Raw genomic sequence first — 14,580 nt, forward strand, 5'->3', positions numbered from 1 at the left:
CGGCTCTACGGATCCGGCTGTGGAGAGTCGTCTACTCCGAGGTGCCCGACGAAGACTCCCCGCGGCGCTTTACAAGCGTCGCGGCATCTGTGAGTCCTAGCCCCGTCCGCTCACGCACCAGGCGAACTGCCTCCACTTGCTGGTCATCCCGAAGCAGAGCGTCCACCGTTGAAGCCAAATCATCCGGCAGTACGACCGGAGATGCAGGCTCCGGCTTACGCCGTCGATTCCAGAATCCCATGAGTCCTCTTCCTCCGGTCAGCGGGTCGTCTCAGCTTCTTGCAGCCTCTCATCTAACAGTTCTCGACAATGCCGGCGATGCCGAGGACTTCGGCTGCACCGGAGCCGAGAGCACCGGCGACCGCGTCGATCTTCTCAGCCCTTGTGGTCGCCCCGACCAGCAACTTCGCGGCGTCAGTGAGGCCACCGACCGCCTTGGCGAACCGGTAGAGCTTGAGCGCAGGCAGCCCGACCCCCGCCACAGCGACGCCGATAGCAGCCACGCACTTCGTCACCTTCCAAGCGGTGCCCCAGAAGAGGCCGGTCGGGTCGACGTAGTTTGTGGGGTTGCTGGCGCTGTACTCATAGCGGTTGGACCGCGACGGGTCGAGGATCGTTTCAAGGCTGTCTTGCTGGGTGAAGCGGCCCGTGGTGGGGTCGTACCACCGCATGCCGAGGTGAACCAGCGTGCTGCCGTGGTCGATGACGCCGCCGGCGTATCCGTGAATCTGGATGCCGATGGCGCCGCTACCGTTGACGGCGGTGGCGGTCACCGCGCCGTAGGGGTCGTAGGCGTAGCTGCCGGTCTGTCCGCCGTCGTGGTTGATCAGGGCGACCGGGGACCCGAGGCCGTCGAGGGCCAGGTAGTGCGTGTTGCCTCCCTGCAGTGCCAGCGGAGTGCCTTGGGGGTCGTACAGGTAGCCGTAGCTGGTGGTGCCGTCCTTGTACGACTCGATGATGGGCATCCCGTTGCTGTTGGCGCGGCCGTAGGTGTAGGTGCGCTCCCGGACGCCGCCGCCGGACTGGCGGATGAGCTCGGTCTGGTCGGTGCCGGCATACCGGTAGGTGGCGTTGGCACGGGCGGTCATCTGCTCGCCGCCGTTGTAGCCGACCGTGGCTCCGACGCCGGGGGCGGCGGTGGTGTTGCCGGAGGCGTCGTAGGTGTATCCGGTGGTGGTGACCTGGTCGGCGTTGTTCACCGTCAGGGTCTGCACGACGGCACCGTTCTTCGTGGTCTGGATCCGGTTGCCGTTGCCGTCGTAGGTGTAGCCATACGAGTCGCCGCCGGGGGTGGTCGCTGCGGTCAGCCGGTTCGCGGCGTCGTAGCAGTAGGTGGTGACCAGCCCGGTGCGGTTGTCGGTCTGCGTCCACCGCAGCGAGGTGTCCTGGCCGGCCGCGGGAGCGGTGGCGCAGGCGCCGGTCGCCGGGGCGGCGTAGGAGTAGGACAGGTCGGACACTCGGGTGTTGTCGTTGGCCGTGCCGGAGTTCGGGGAGGCCTGCGAGGTCCAGGTGCGGATGATCCGGCTGGAGGCGTCGTAGTCGGTGTGGTTGTGCGCGGCCCACCGGGTGCGGCCGGTGTTGACGTGGAACCAGGTGTCGGTGCGCCGGCCGTCGGCGTCGTGGGCAAACTCGATGCGGCGCCCGTCGGGCGGGGTCATGGCGGTGACGAGGTTGCGAGCGTCGTAGCTGTAGGAGGTCGTCCCCGAGGCGTTGGTGGCGGTGGCGAGGTTGCCGACCTTGTCGTAGGTGTAGGAGGCGCTGCCGGTGAGGCTGTGGGTGCGCGAGGTCAGGCGCCCGAGCGGGTCGTAGTCGAAGCTGGTGGTGCCGGAATTGTCGATGCGGGTGTCGGTACGCCCGGCATCCTCGTAGGTGTAGGTGACCGTCGGGGTGGTGTCGGAGTAGTCGACCTCGAGGATCCGGTCGAGCTTGTCGTAGGTGTAGGTCTCGGTGACGCCGCGGCCGGAGGTCTTGGTGGCGAGGCGGCCGTAGCCGTCCCAGGTGTAGCTGCGTCCCGCGAGACTGCTGCCGGTCGGCGGGGTGATGCTGGTGACCTGGCCGTCGTAGTTGTAGCCGTAGTAGGTGACTGCACCGGATGGGCTGGTGGAGGTGTCCACGGTGCCGTCGGTGTTGTAGGACACCTCCGCCTTGGCGGAGCTGAAGTCCGCGGTCGACACCCGCTGGCCGGTCTCGTTGTAGCAGTAGGCGCTGGTGTTGCCCTGCCCGTCAGTGCTCTGAGAGGGCTGGTACTGCGCGGCGGTAGACGTCGTTGCACAACCGGCGTTTGGGTCGGTGTTCGGGCCGTAGCCGTATGCGGAGCTGGCACCGGTGGCCGAGGTGACGCCGGTCATCGACTCCCCGCCGTTGACGGCCTCGTCGTAGCCGACCGTCGTCGTGCCCGAGGTGTTCGTGGAGGTAGCGACGTCGAGGAACGGCGTGTAGGTGGAGGAGCGCTCATTGCCGAGCTGGTCGATGGTCTTGGCGACCAGCAGACGACCGTCGGTGGTGTGCTCGTACGAGGTGTGGGCGGTGAAGTCGGGGGCCAGGGACTGGTCGCTCCGCGGGTCCGCGACGGCTGTGTCGTCGTCGAAGTAGGCGAAGCGGGTCACGGCCCCGGCAGGCGCAGTGGCGGTCGGCTGAGTGACCTTCTGGACGCGGCCGAACGTGTCGTAGTTGAAGGAGGTCTGCGCCCCACCAGGGGCGGTAACAGTCTGAAGGTTGCCGCTGCCCGAGTAGGCGAACTCGGTGACGCGGCCTTCCTGATCGGTCATGCTGGCGAGACGGTTGCTGGAGTTGTACGCAAGGACGACAGACCGGGAGCCGGCCGACGTCGTCTGTGACACCTCGGTGATGCGCCCTGCGCCGGAGCCGGTCGTGGTGACGTTCAGGGTCCGCGCCCCGGCCGAGCCGACATCGCTGGTGACCGTGGCGAGAGCACCCGAGGGGGCGTAGGTGAAGGTGGCCGCGTTGTTGCTGCGGTCCTCGATCGAGGTCAGCTGCCCGGCGCCGTTGAAGCGGCGCTCCTCGCCGCTGTTGTGGTCGTAGAGGACCCAACCGGTGGTGGCGTTCCCGGTGAGATCCATCTTGAAGCCGGCCGGGGACGCGTACTGCCCGGGGGTCCCGGCCTGCGGAATGAAGGCGCCGGTGAGGCCGCTGTCGCCGTGGTAAACGACGTAGCCGCCTTCCTTTCGCAGCCGCACGTCCGGGCCAGTCGACAGCCGCCAACCAGAGTCCGCGCTGCCGACCGAGTTGACGAAGTGCGCTTCCGAGCGGCGGGTCACGCTGTTGTACGCGAGCCCGACGTCAATGGAGCCGCCGGTACGGCGCGGCACGGAGAACCCCGAGACGTCGACCGTGAGGTTGCCGGACCCGACGTCCACCTGGGCGCTGACCCGGTCGCCGATCGTGAAAGGCAGCCGCGTGGCGCCGGGGCGGGCTCCCGCTCCGAGGGCTGGGCTGACGAAGCCGGTCTTCACCGGGGCCGCGGTGCAGCCGGAGCTGTCGCAGTGCGAGATCTGGTATTCGAAGGCCTCGCCGATCTCGAGCACGTCGGCTGGCAGCTGCTGGTAGGCGGTGCGTCCGGCGACCGCGACGTCGTTGAGGAGGTCCCAGGAATAGGCGCCCACGGTGCGGGCGGAGAAGTGGATGGACTCCGTGCCCGAGCCGGCTGCGGTGGCCTCACCGAAGAGGACCGGAGTCATCAGCTCGCTGACGTCCACGCGGGCAGTGGGGGCGCTGGCTGGCGCGGCCAGGACACCGGTTGCTGATCCCATGATCAGCGCGCTCGTTGCGACGGCGACGCCGACAGTGCGGCCGACGACCGCTGCTGACCTGCGGCGGCGTGGAAGGAGACTGGATGGACTGGCTAGGGACAAGGCGCACCTCACTGACGAGCTGACAGTTGGCTTGAGCAACGCGGAACGTCCCAGTCCGCGATCACGCACCGCAACCAGCTGACGGCAAGTCGTTATGCAGGTGTTACTACGCATAGTAGTTGGCGGATAACGTGTCGTGACGATTGTGGCAACGCGGATAGTCATGCGGTTCCGTCACAACGAGGCCAGAACGGTGGACTAAGCGACAACGGCCGCTTCCAACATCGCACCGCGGCGGCACGCCTTGATCTGGGCCGGCACCGCTTCGAGCAGGAAAACGAGATCCTGGGCCGCGCAGCGGCCTATCTGTCGCAGGCGAACCTGCCGGGAAATGGTCTACCCGCTCGTTCGTGAGCTCGCTGTCGACAGGATCCCCGTCGCGGTGACGTGCCGCGGTCACCGCCAGCGAACTGGCCGCAGCCTGCCAGGCCGACGCGCTCTTCGACGTCCACCGGGACGATCCGGAGCTCGGCTACCGGTGTCTCGCCCCGGGTCTGATGGAGCTCTCAACTTACGTGAGGATGAGAATCATGGCGGCACCGCGGAAGCACCCGGACGAGTTGCGTGAGCGGGCGATCCGGTTGGCGGTCGATGCGAGGCGTGACCCGGCCACATGGTGGGCCGAGGAGGGCGGACGAGCCGTCAGCTTCGGCAGCGACGATCACGTAACCGCAGGGCTCGCCGCCAACTTCCACGAGGCCATCGCGCTGCTCGACCACTTCGGCTTCGCGCCGGGGTCACGACCCGAGGACTTCTGGACCCGCTGACGACCGTGACCAGTTGACCCAGCTGGCTGCCCGTGGCCCCGAGCACGCACTCACGCTGCTTCCCGCAGGGACCGCTTGTAGTAGCGCAACGGACCCTTGCGGTCGTTCTCGGTGCGCTGGACGTGGAAGCCGGCCCGTTCGATCACACGGCACGAGGCCAGGTTGCCAGGACGGATGGTGGACCAGACGATTTCGATCCCTGCCGCGGCAGCCTCGGCGAGCACGGCCTCGGCCGCCTCGCTGGCGTAACCGCGACCCTGATTCGAGCTCCGGATCATGTAGCCGATCTCCGGCTCCGCGACCGTGCCCCGCGTCGTGAGCATGCCGCAGTTCCCGAGCAGCAATCCGCCGTCGATCGCGCGGACGAGGTACCAGGCAAGACCGTGCTCCGCGTACAGGGCCTGGCGGCGGGCGATCCAGTGAGCCGTCTGGTCCGGCGACGTGAAGGGGCCGTCGCCGATCGTGTTCGTCCGGGGGTCGCTGAAGATGGCGTGCAGCTCGTCGGCGTCGGACGCAACGGGCAGCCTCAGCGCGAGCCGCGCCGTCCTCAGACTGTCGCGCATCCAGCGATCAGCGGTCACCACGGTCAGCCCTCCTCCCCCGATCCTGAACCTGGAGAAAGCGAGCTCCAGCGGCGACGGTCTTGGTCGGCACAGGTCCTATCCGGGCACAGATCAGCTCGACGGTGCTCTCCAAATCGGCGGTCCCATCGAGGACGATCTCGCCGGGGACCCCCAAGGTGTCAGCCTGGACGTACCAGTCCCGGAGCTTGCCCGCGGAGACTTCCGTGCCGAGCGGCCGCGTCCGGTGCCGGCGCAGCGTCTCCTCGAGCGGTACGTCGAGGTAGAAGACGTGCGTCGGCCCCCGATGCTCCGCCAGGACCTCGCCGAGCATCTCGCGGTAGTGCTCGGCCAGGAAGATGCCCTCGGCGATCACGTTGTAGCCGACCCTTGTGCAGTAGCGGATGGTGTGCGCGATGAGGCCGATGTTGTCCGCATCGGGGGTGTCGTGCTCACGCAGGACCACCCTGCGGAAGTGGTCCTGCCCGATGTTCGCCGTCCCGCGCCCGAGACGCCGCTGCAACGTGGTCGCCACCGTGGTCTTACCGGAGGCCGAGTTCCCACGGAGCACGATCAGGTGAGGCGCACCGTCCATGTCCACGACGCTACGGGCGCGGGACCGCCGATGGCTCCGGCGTCGGCCACGGCGCGGTCGCGGCCGAGTCGGTGACCGGCGTCCCGGGCGAGTCACCTCGCGTCCGGACGATCACCATGTCTCTGGAGCACTTCCGAGCAGGTCAGCCGACATCGCGGCGCGTTACCGTCGAACGGTGGACGCAGCCCCTTCCCGCGCCCGCGGACTGCTGGCTGGTTTCGCCAACTCCGCCGACGTGGGCGGCTTGGCACTCCCCCACGGCCAGCGGGTGCCGTTCGGGCGCATCATCCGGGCGAACACCCCCGAGCACGTGACGGACGACGACCTGGCTGCTGCCACCGCTCATGGGTTCACCGGGGTGTTCGATCTGCGCTCGGACGACGAGGTGCGGGTCTGCCCACACCCCTTGGCGAAGCATCCCGGCTACCGGTGGCTGCCGCTGATCGACCCCGCCGCCGAAGCGCGCGAAGACTTCAGCCGGTTCCGGACCATTGGGGAGATCTACGCCAGCAGCCTGCAGCGCAACGCCGACCACATCGCCGCCATCTTCACCGCCCTGGCCGAGATGCCGCCGGGTCCGGTGCTGGTGTCCTGCCGAGCTGGACGTGACCGCACCGGCATGGTCGTCGCCCTGCTACTGGACCTCGCCGGCGCCGACCACGAGGTCATCGCCGCCGACTACGCCCTGCTGCCGCCCCCCTTGCGACCGGACGCGGAAGACCCGGGACGCCGGGGCGATCAGGACATCCGTCGCATGCTCGATCACGTCAGCGCCACGTATGCCTCCACCGCCGGCTACCTCCGCTGGCTCGGCCTGGCGGACGACGACATCGCCGCCCTCCGGCAGCGCTTGGAACCCTGACCTCCATCGGCTCGCGAGTGCCCACCGTCGTGGCCTCAGATCGATCGAGACGACCCGCCCACGGCGGCTGACGCCGGGGCCGGTCACCGGCCCTCGGCTACGCCTCTCCCCCGAGTTCGGCGTCGACCGGAGCGAGCCACTGGCCGTGACCGGCGATCTGGACGAGCGGCTGAGTCCCACCGGTGCCGGGTCCGTGGAAGCGGAGGACCGGACGGTCATCGGCCGTGTCCCCCTCGTGCGGGACGTGCCCCGGCTCTAGCCAGACGTGGAACAGCGGGCCGCGCTCACCCATGGAGTCGATGGCCTGGTCGAACGCCGCACGACGGTCGGGTGGCACATGCATGCGTGTCGCGGCGTGGAACACCACCCGCGGCTCGCCCGAGGGCAACTGGCGGCCCAGGTCGGGACAGACGTCGATGCCGTCGCCGGCGATCAGCCGCGGCGGATCGGCGGCGAGGCCGGCCAGGGCTGCGTCGAGCAGGCCCGCGTCCGCGGAGTTCTCCGGCCAGACCAGCGCACGTAGCCATGCCCGCTCCTCGGGGTCCGTGGCGTCCACCGGGTGCAGGTCGATGCCGGTGCGGCTGGCGATGGTCGGGATGACTCCCATCTCAGGCAGCGAATCACCACGCCAGTCGCTGTCGATGGTCACCGCCGCGTCCGCCGGGCCGAAGCTGCGCCCTGCGATGCGAAAGCGGTACCGGTCGACGTGCAGCAAGGTGCCTGCACTCGCGCCCACCTCGACAAGATGCACCGGCTGGTCGCACGTCTCGGCGATCACGGCCAGGGCGTAGCGCAGGCCGACCGCTCGACGGACCGCATTGGTCTGCACCAGCCGGGTCCGGATCAGCTGGTCCAGCTCCGGGCGGTAGGTGTCGCAGAAGTCGATGAGCGCCGGTCCGGCCTCCTCCGGGGACCGGGCCGCATCTCCGACGACAGAGGCGAAGAAGTCGCGCAGTGGGTGCTCGGCGCCGCCGAGCACCAGGTGGTGCACCGCGCCGAAGAACAGGTACGGCGCCTGCTGCCCCGCCCGGCGATAGCCCAGCATGTCCAAAATCTGCGGCTGCTCGGCCACGACCGGCCTCAGTGCCCGGTACAGCGGGGACGTCGGAAAGTCCTCAGCCCGCGCGCCGACGAACTCTTTGGCCACCGCAGCCCGCTCGTCCATGCCCGGGATCCTCGCTCACGCCGATGTCTCCCAAGCGGAGAGGTCGAGGCGCGGATAGCGCAGCGCCATCCCCGCCAACGTCTCCTCGGTCCAGTACGGATGCCCTGGTGGAGGGAAGCCGAGTGCCTGCAGCTGTCGCACGGTCGCTCGACCGACGAAGGCCGACCACTCCGGGCTGAAGCTGCGTACCGCCCAGCCGACCCGTTGGCCCCACTGCAAGCTCGCCGGCCGGAAGCAGACCTGCATGCTGTACCGGGCACCTCGCGGTGCGGTGAGTCCCGTGCCCCTGTGCACGGTCCCGGGCTCGAACGCGATGACGGTTCCGGCGGGACCGGCTCCGGACACCTCCGCTGCGTAGAGCTCCGGACTCCCACTGTCGTCCGTGTACCGGGATTCGCTGGCCTGCCCTGGCTTGAGAAACCAGTTGGGCACTGCAGGCAGGTGGTCGGTGTGCCGACGGGACACCAGATGTGGCGGCCCGAGCTCCTCGGGGACGTCGGTGAGGTAGACGAACATCTCGACCTGCCGGCATCCCGGGGCGGTGCTGGGCACCAGGAGGGTGTGGTTCAGGTAGTCGCGGTGCAGGTCCTGGTCGTAGTCGCAGGCACCGGTGTACTTCGCCCACGACTCGGCGGCGTACATGTGGATGTCGTCGTCGCCCAGCAGCGTCCCCGCCAGCTCCAGCAGACGCTCGCTCACCGCCAGCAGGCTGAGTTCGGTGCTCGTGAACGGGAATGTGTCGATGCCGGCGAACTCGTCGTCGATGTAGCGGTTCCGTCGCCGGTCCGTGCCGTCGTGGAATCCCTCGGCAGTGGGGAACTGGGCAGGCAGTTCGCGGACGGCAGCTCCCAGTTCGTCGGCTGGGATGAACGCCGGCAGGACGACGAAGCCGTCGGTGTGCCACATCTGTGCCGCCTCGATCAGTTCCATCCCGTGAGACTCGGCAGCGAGCGGCGGCCGGGCAACTGGTTAACGGGCAACCCGGCGAGCGCATTCGCGGGGACGGTCGATGTCACCCGATGCCACGTGCCTGCCTTGACCTGGCCCGCGCAGGCCTGAGAGTCCGGTAGAGATCAAGTTATGCGCGCAGGACTGTCGCAGCGCATGACCGCGGATCTTCGGTTGTCAACGCGGGCCCGGACGGCGCCGTCCGCGGCGAGGATCCTCTACACATGGGTGGTCGGTCGGGCTCCGATGTCGATCGGCGCCACAGGAGAACCCTGTTGTTGAAGGCTGCTGAGATGGGCGCCAAGGTCCGGTGGAAAGACTGACTCCGTGGTGGTGCGCAGCTCCTCCGCTGTCCACCACCGAAAGCCGAGAATGCTCTCGTTTTCGCGGTCGGTGAGTTGGGCCGGTGCCGGTTCGAAGTGAGCCACCGCACAGTGAAGCCAGTCCTCATGCACGTCGTAGGTTCGACCCGCGTGGACGTAGGCCACGTCGCGCGTCCAGACACGGGCTCCTACGGGTAGCCAGTCGAGGCCGGTCTCCTCCCACGCCTCGCGGACTGCGGCTTCGTCCAGCGACTCGCCGGGCTCGACCCCTCCCCCGACGGGGTACCAGTGGCTCGTTCCGGTGGCCGGGTCGCGCCCGTGAATCAGCAGCAGTCGGTCGTCAGGGTCGATGAGGAGGAGCTTCACCGTTTGACGTGGCATACGGCGACTGTGCGCCCCAGGCGAGCAACTCACCAGTGACAGCACGGGTCGTCGCTCAGACCAGTTTCGATGCGGTCAGTGAGCCCGGCTCACGAACCGCTGGCTCGTGCCAGAGGTTGCCTGAGCATCCTGAAAATCCACCGGGATGGCTCGCCGCCAGAAGGCAACAGCGGCGTCATTGCCGGGGATCTCCTCTACGAGCCATTCACCGGGAAACCGGCCGAAAATGGCGTGGGCGACCGTCGTTCCCACGCCGCTGCGACGGTGCTTGCGAACGATGAAGAACTCACCAAAACGATGCGGGGAACCAGCCCTTACCAGCACACAGCCGGCGATCGCCCTGTCGACCCGGACGATGAAGGCGTGACGGTCCTCGTTCTCGATCCAGTAGTGATCCAGGTATCGGTAGCCGTACTCGCCGGTCGGGCCGAGGTCTCGACCATCGAACTCGGAGAAGTCGTGCGAGTTGAGTTCCAAAAGCCTGCGCACCACCGACTTCTCGTCTTCGGTGGCTGGTGAGACGTCGATGCTCATGGCGACATACTTGCCGGTCCGTCGAGGACGAGCGCCGCAATATCGGAACAAGGCGCTCCAGCCCTCCACCTCGTCAGCTCGAAGGCCCACCGGCGCGGATCGTGCTGAAGGGGGCATGTGTCGCCGACTCCAAGGAAGTTGGTCGTCCTCGCGGTCTCCGACCCGCGATGATGCGCTCGTGGATCTCTCGCATGTCGACCTGGCTACCGAGGTAGTGCGTACCGAGCGGCTGGTGCTGCGTCCGTACCGCCAAGACGACGTCGACGCGGTGCACGAGGCCTGCCAGGACGCTGAGATTCAGCGCTGGACGACCGTGCCATCGCCGTACACGAGGGACGACGCCGTCCAGTTCGTCACTATCACCACGGGGTCGGCGCGGGCCGCGGGGCGTGCCCTGACCACCGCCATCGAGGCCGACGGGCGTTTCGTGGGCTCGGCAGGTCTGCACTTCACGCCGGGCCCGCTGGGCCCCGCCGTTGGGTACTGGGTAGCGCCTTGGGCCCGCGGTCACGGGTACGCCGCCGAGGCCGCCCGAGCACTAGCCGACTGGGCATTCACCCGGGGCGCCGCCAGAGTGCATCTCACGGCCGACGTGGCCAACGCGGCCTCGCAGAATGCGGCCCGGCGCGCGGGCTTTCTGCAAGAGGGCGTCATTCGCTCATCCCTGCCCTACCGGGACGGAAGCCGCGGCGACGCCGCGCTGTTCTCCCTCCTGCCCGGCGACTAAGCGACGGCCTGCCTTCAGCCGCTTACCGCGCCGCGCATCGGATGCGCCGAGCACAGCCAGCTTCGCCATGAAATGACAGGCCCATGGCAAGCTGCTGCTCATGGGGCCCGGTCCGCTCGGCACGTTGCCCGACGGGTACTGGCAGGTGCCCTACGCCAGCGCCAGGTATCCAGGCGCAGCCCCTCGAGGTGATCTGGCCGGCGGCGCCAACTGCCAACTCTGGGCCTACGAGGTGCTCGCGTACTTCGGCTTCGTCGTGCCGGACTTTCGCTCAGATGAACTGTGGACTGACACCGTGGCGACGCGTCACGTCAACGAGCCCGAAGCTCTGGATCTTGTCCTTCACAACGCCGACCACTCTGCTTTCGGCGCTCACGTTGGGCTGTGGACCGGTGACGCGGTGGCGCACCTGTGCCGGGAAGTCGGCCAGCCGGCACTTTGGTCGCGAGCCGACTTCGGCGCTCGCCCCCGATACGCCGTTCAAGTCGGCGTCAAGAGGCCGGTGCTGAAGTCTCGCTAGCTGCTCGCACTTTCGAGAAACGGTCGGCGGTGGTGATGTCGGCCGCCGCTAGCTCTCTCGCCGTCGCCAAGGCCTGAGGCTGGGCGACGCGTCAGGCCTTGAGCTGCAGTTCGTAGCGCTCCAGCTCGACTCGAAAGCCCTCAGGGTGGGCACGCGTCTCGGCGCCGCTGAGCTCGTATCCGAGTTTGCGAGAGATTGCGGCGGAGGCGCTGTCCGGCCTGGCGAGGCTGACCACGCTGCGAACTCCCGCGGCTGCCAGCGCTTCGAGTACCAGACGCCGAGCTTCGAGGCCGACCCCGAGGCCTTGGTTCGCCCTGGCGACCACGGAGAAGGTCTCCGCGCGATGGCCGTCGTCGTAGATGCGAGCACTGATGTATCCGACGGCCACCTCATCGGCCAGGACGACCCAAGCGAGCCCTCCGTGCTCGATGCGGTGGTCACGGGCCAGCTGAAGCCTGCGCAGCGCCTCGGCTGGTTCGGCATGTAGCCAGGCGTGATCCCGGATCCCGGGAGAATCGACGGGGGCCGCGGACAGCGCTTGAGCGGCCGCCTCCAGGGCGGCATCAGAGGCTGGGACGAGTCGTGCCGTCACGGGAGTGAGGGTCGCCCGTCGAGGCGCTCGACAGCAACTGTTGCGAGCGGCCCGATCCGGGCGAGCCCTGCCACGATGATGCGATGGCACCGGTCCCCGAGCTAGCGCACCCGGATCTTCAGCCCGAGGATGAGCGAACCGCACTGCTCCAGCGACTCGACCAGTACCGAGCGATCGCTGCCGCCGCTCTGGTCGACGTTCCGTGGGAGCAGGCGTCCCAGCGACTCCTGCCGGCCACTGACATGACGATCGCCGGCATCGTGCGGCATCTGGCATGGGTGGAAGATCGCTGGTTCCAGGGTCGGTTGCTCGGCAACAAGATGCCGAGCCCGTGGGATGCGGCCGGTGCCGATGATCCCGATCGCTCGATGCACCTCACACCCGGTGACACCAGTGCCGGGATCGCTGCGCTCTACGCCTCAGCCTGTGAACGGAGCCGTAGCGCCGTCGACAGGTGCGACTCGCTCGGTCAGATCGCCGTCGTGCCGTCGTTCGGGCGCGGGCCCGTCAACCTCCGCTGGATCCTCGTCCACATGATCGACGAGACGGCCCGGCACGCGGGCCACCTAGACCTCCTCCGCGACTGCTTGACGCCCCACGACGCGCCTGACCGACCTGAGATCGTCTGCATCTGCGGCTCCGCCCGCTTCGTAGACGAGCTGAGCACGGCGAACCGTGATCTGACCTTCGCCGGTGCCATCGTCCTCGCGCCGGGCGTCTTCGTGCGCACCAAGGATCAGGAAGCAAACGGGCTGCTCACCGACCAGCAGATGTCAACGCTGGGCGCCCTCCACCTGCGCAAGATCGACTTGGCTGACCGGGTCCTGGTCGTCAACCCAGGCGGTTACATCGGCGAGTCCACGCGCAGGGAGATCACGTACGCCCATGCCACCGGCAAGCCGGTCTCGTTCACCGATCCCGGCTGACGACGCGCGCGTAGGGCCCAGTCTGGGGACGCACCTGCGGGTACATCAGCGACTCGATACCGTGCGCGACATGACGGCACGGGCAGTGATTCTGACTGGCGACGCACGCTGGTCACCACGCTGACGGAGCAAGAGTGGATCTGGCAGGCCCTCACAGACGTCGGCCGCCCCCGGATCCCATCCTCGTAAAGCGGCGTCAGACAGTGCCCGTGAGGACCCACACGACGCTGGTGCCCGTTTGACCCGGTGCGTCGATTGAGTGTGGCTCTTCGCCGATGCGCTCGTAACCCAGACGTGCGGCGATCGACCCGCTGGCCGCGTTCGCTCGGTCGTGACGAATGCAGACGGTCTCGCATCCAGCCTTGAGGGCAGCCCGTGTGAGAGCAGTTGCCACCGCCGACGCGACTCCTTGGCGGACGTGCTCGACGTGTACCCAGAAACCGATGGATGCCGTGCGGTCGTCGATGGGATGGATGCTGCACTCGCCGATCACCTCGTCGGCGCGGATGATCCCGTACTGGAATCGTTGCCCCGTGCGGAAGGCCTCCCGGCACTCCTCGATCCACGACCGCCGGAACGCAAGGTCCGATGGGTCGGTCGTGGCGAACGGCATGAACGGTACGAGGTGGTCCCGGCTCTCATCGATTGCGCGTTGGAGGGCTACGGCGTCGTCCGCATCAAGCAGCCGAAGTTCCAGATCATTGCCTGCGGCCACAGCGACGGGCGGAGTCTCCATGCCCAGATGATGACCGGAAGGCCGTTTGTCCGCCGTCGACGCCTCGCCGTCCGCTTTCCGGGCAGCCGGCTACATGTCTGAGCGCCCCGTATGGGACGGAGAAGTCGGGACGCTACGGTCGCGCCGTGGCCGCCTCATGATTGACCTTGATGCCGTAGCTGCGCTGGTCCGCCGGGTAGCCCTACAGGTGCATCTGCCACTGTTTCGCCAAGGGGTGACTGGCGAGGAGAAGTCGCCCGGCGAACTCGTGAGCCGGGTCGACCGTGAAGCGGAGCGCCTCCTGATCAACGGGCTGGCGGACATCACGCCCGGCCTGCCGGTGATCGGCGAGGAAGCCGCCTCGGAAGATCCGTCGTTGCTCGGAGCGCTGCGCAGCGAGCGCCCGGTGTGGCTCGCTGACCCTCTTGACGGCACGCCGCATTTCCTGGACGGCTCACCGGACCACGCCATCATGCTCGCACTGGTGGACAGGGGTCAGACAGTCTTCGCAGTCGTGCATCAACCCCAGCACGGACGCACCTACATGGCGGAAAGGGGCGGTGGCACTTGGCGCGACGGCGTCCGCCTCCACCGCGAACCAGCGGACCCCGACAACCTGACGAGCCTGCGTGGAGGTGTTCTGCGACGGTTCCTCGACCCCGACGCCAGGCAGGCGGTCGAGCGAAACGAATCCCGCTTCGGCGACCTAGTGCCTCGGAGCAAATGTGCTGGCGTCGAGTACCCAAGGATCATCGAGGGGCAGGCGGACTTCATGCTCTTCTGGCGGACGCTGGCGTGGGACCACGCCCCCGGCGCGCTACTGCTGTCCGAAGCAGGTGGGGTAGCCAGCCGCCCGGATGGCACTGCGTACCGCGCTGACGACGACAGGGTCGGGCTGTTGGCCGCTGCCGATGCAGCGACGGCTCAGGCGGTGCTGCGGGGGATGGGGCTGCAAGAGGGATGATGCCAATGCGCCGGGAGTGCCGGGGGGCATCGCCGGCGTCGTCATGCAGCCACCCTCTAAGAAGCAGCCGCCGGTCGCCCCAAGCGGCCACTCTGGGCGTGTTCGGTGCCGCGCCACAGGGTTGCCCGG

General features: G+C 68.2%; 15 protein-coding genes. 6 read left to right on the forward strand and 9 right to left on the reverse strand.

Annotated elements, in window-relative coordinates; all coding sequences use genetic code 11:
• Positions 1–293 precede the first annotated feature (293 nt).
• Positions 294–3,770: an RHS repeat-associated core domain-containing protein gene (locus CRP29_RS00205; protein WP_141437016.1), complete on the reverse strand. Its 3,477-nt coding sequence runs from the start codon at positions 3,768–3,770 to the stop codon at positions 294–296.
• Positions 3,771–4,402: 632 nt separating this feature from the next.
• On the opposite strand from CRP29_RS00205, the gene CRP29_RS00210 reads away from it, so the two are divergent.
• A complete protein-coding gene (locus CRP29_RS00210; protein WP_141437017.1) occupies positions 4,403–4,639 on the forward strand; it encodes a hypothetical protein in 237 nt (78 codons plus the stop codon).
• 50 nt (positions 4,640–4,689) lie between these two features.
• On the opposite strand, the gene CRP29_RS00215 is transcribed toward CRP29_RS00210, so the two are convergent.
• Together CRP29_RS00215 and CRP29_RS00220 are read right to left on the reverse strand one after the other, a co-directional pair.
• Positions 4,690–5,223 (reverse strand): GNAT family N-acetyltransferase, encoded by a 534-nt coding sequence (locus CRP29_RS00215; protein WP_097193085.1) that lies wholly within the window; start codon positions 5,221–5,223, stop codon positions 4,690–4,692.
• Positions 5,210–5,794 carry an AAA family ATPase gene (locus CRP29_RS00220; protein WP_097193086.1) on the reverse strand — a complete coding sequence of 195 codons (585 nt, stop codon included), beginning with the start codon at positions 5,792–5,794 and terminating at the stop codon, positions 5,210–5,212. The genes CRP29_RS00215 and CRP29_RS00220 overlap by 14 nt, the downstream gene beginning before the upstream one ends.
• Before the next feature lie 175 nt (positions 5,795–5,969).
• Here CRP29_RS00220 and CRP29_RS00225 point away from each other — a divergent pair, with 175 nt between their 5' ends.
• Positions 5,970–6,656 carry a tyrosine-protein phosphatase gene (locus CRP29_RS00225; RefSeq protein WP_176522766.1) on the forward strand — a complete coding sequence of 229 codons (687 nt, stop codon included), beginning with the start codon at positions 5,970–5,972 and terminating at the stop codon, positions 6,654–6,656.
• Between the two features lie 97 nt (positions 6,657–6,753).
• On the opposite strand, the gene CRP29_RS00230 is transcribed toward CRP29_RS00225, so the two are convergent.
• From CRP29_RS00230 to CRP29_RS00245, 4 genes are all read right to left on the reverse strand, one after another.
• Positions 6,754–7,821, reverse strand: coding sequence for a DUF2332 domain-containing protein (locus CRP29_RS00230; RefSeq protein ID WP_097193088.1), 1,068 nt, complete (start codon positions 7,819–7,821; stop codon positions 6,754–6,756).
• 15 nt (positions 7,822–7,836) lie between these two features.
• On the reverse strand, positions 7,837–8,751 hold the full coding sequence (locus CRP29_RS00235; RefSeq protein ID WP_097193089.1) for a phytanoyl-CoA dioxygenase family protein: 915 nt from the start codon (positions 8,749–8,751) through the stop codon (positions 7,837–7,839).
• 236 nt (positions 8,752–8,987) lie between these two features.
• On the reverse strand, positions 8,988–9,473 hold the full coding sequence (locus CRP29_RS00240; protein WP_097193090.1) for an NUDIX hydrolase: 486 nt from the start codon (positions 9,471–9,473) through the stop codon (positions 8,988–8,990).
• A gap of 75 nt (positions 9,474–9,548) precedes the next feature.
• Positions 9,549–10,007 carry a GNAT family N-acetyltransferase gene (locus tag CRP29_RS00245; RefSeq protein WP_097193091.1) on the reverse strand — a complete coding sequence of 153 codons (459 nt, stop codon included), beginning with the start codon at positions 10,005–10,007 and terminating at the stop codon, positions 9,549–9,551.
• A 178-nt stretch (positions 10,008–10,185) separates the two neighbouring features.
• On the opposite strand from CRP29_RS00245, the gene CRP29_RS00250 reads away from it, so the two are divergent.
• Complete coding sequence (locus CRP29_RS00250) at positions 10,186–10,734, forward strand: GNAT family N-acetyltransferase (protein WP_217991404.1); 549 nt, start codon at positions 10,186–10,188, stop codon at positions 10,732–10,734.
• Between the two features lie 100 nt (positions 10,735–10,834).
• The gene (locus tag CRP29_RS00255; RefSeq protein WP_097193093.1) at positions 10,835–11,254 is read left to right on the forward strand and encodes a hydrolase; all 420 of its coding nucleotides are present in this window, start codon (positions 10,835–10,837) and stop codon (positions 11,252–11,254) included.
• A 91-nt stretch (positions 11,255–11,345) separates the two neighbouring features.
• Here CRP29_RS00255 and CRP29_RS00260 read toward each other — a convergent pair whose 3' ends face one another.
• Positions 11,346–11,846: a GNAT family N-acetyltransferase gene (locus tag CRP29_RS00260; RefSeq protein WP_176522769.1), complete on the reverse strand. Its 501-nt coding sequence runs from the start codon at positions 11,844–11,846 to the stop codon at positions 11,346–11,348.
• A gap of 83 nt (positions 11,847–11,929) precedes the next feature.
• Here CRP29_RS00260 and CRP29_RS00265 point away from each other — a divergent pair, with 83 nt between their 5' ends.
• Positions 11,930–12,772: a DinB family protein gene (locus tag CRP29_RS00265; protein WP_097193094.1), complete on the forward strand. Its 843-nt coding sequence runs from the start codon at positions 11,930–11,932 to the stop codon at positions 12,770–12,772.
• 196 nt (positions 12,773–12,968) lie between these two features.
• On the opposite strand, the gene CRP29_RS00270 is transcribed toward CRP29_RS00265, so the two are convergent.
• Complete coding sequence (locus CRP29_RS00270) at positions 12,969–13,508, reverse strand: GNAT family N-acetyltransferase (RefSeq protein WP_097193095.1); 540 nt, start codon at positions 13,506–13,508, stop codon at positions 12,969–12,971.
• 136 nt (positions 13,509–13,644) lie between these two features.
• On the opposite strand from CRP29_RS00270, the gene CRP29_RS00275 reads away from it, so the two are divergent.
• Complete coding sequence (locus tag CRP29_RS00275; protein WP_217991405.1) at positions 13,645–14,451, forward strand: inositol monophosphatase family protein; 807 nt, start codon at positions 13,645–13,647, stop codon at positions 14,449–14,451.
• The last annotated feature ends 129 nt before the right edge of the window (positions 14,452–14,580 follow it).

The sequence above is a fragment of the Blastococcus aggregatus genome (genome assembly GCF_900221005.1).
GTDB classification, from domain to species: domain Bacteria; phylum Actinomycetota; class Actinomycetes; order Mycobacteriales; family Geodermatophilaceae; genus Blastococcus; species Blastococcus aggregatus.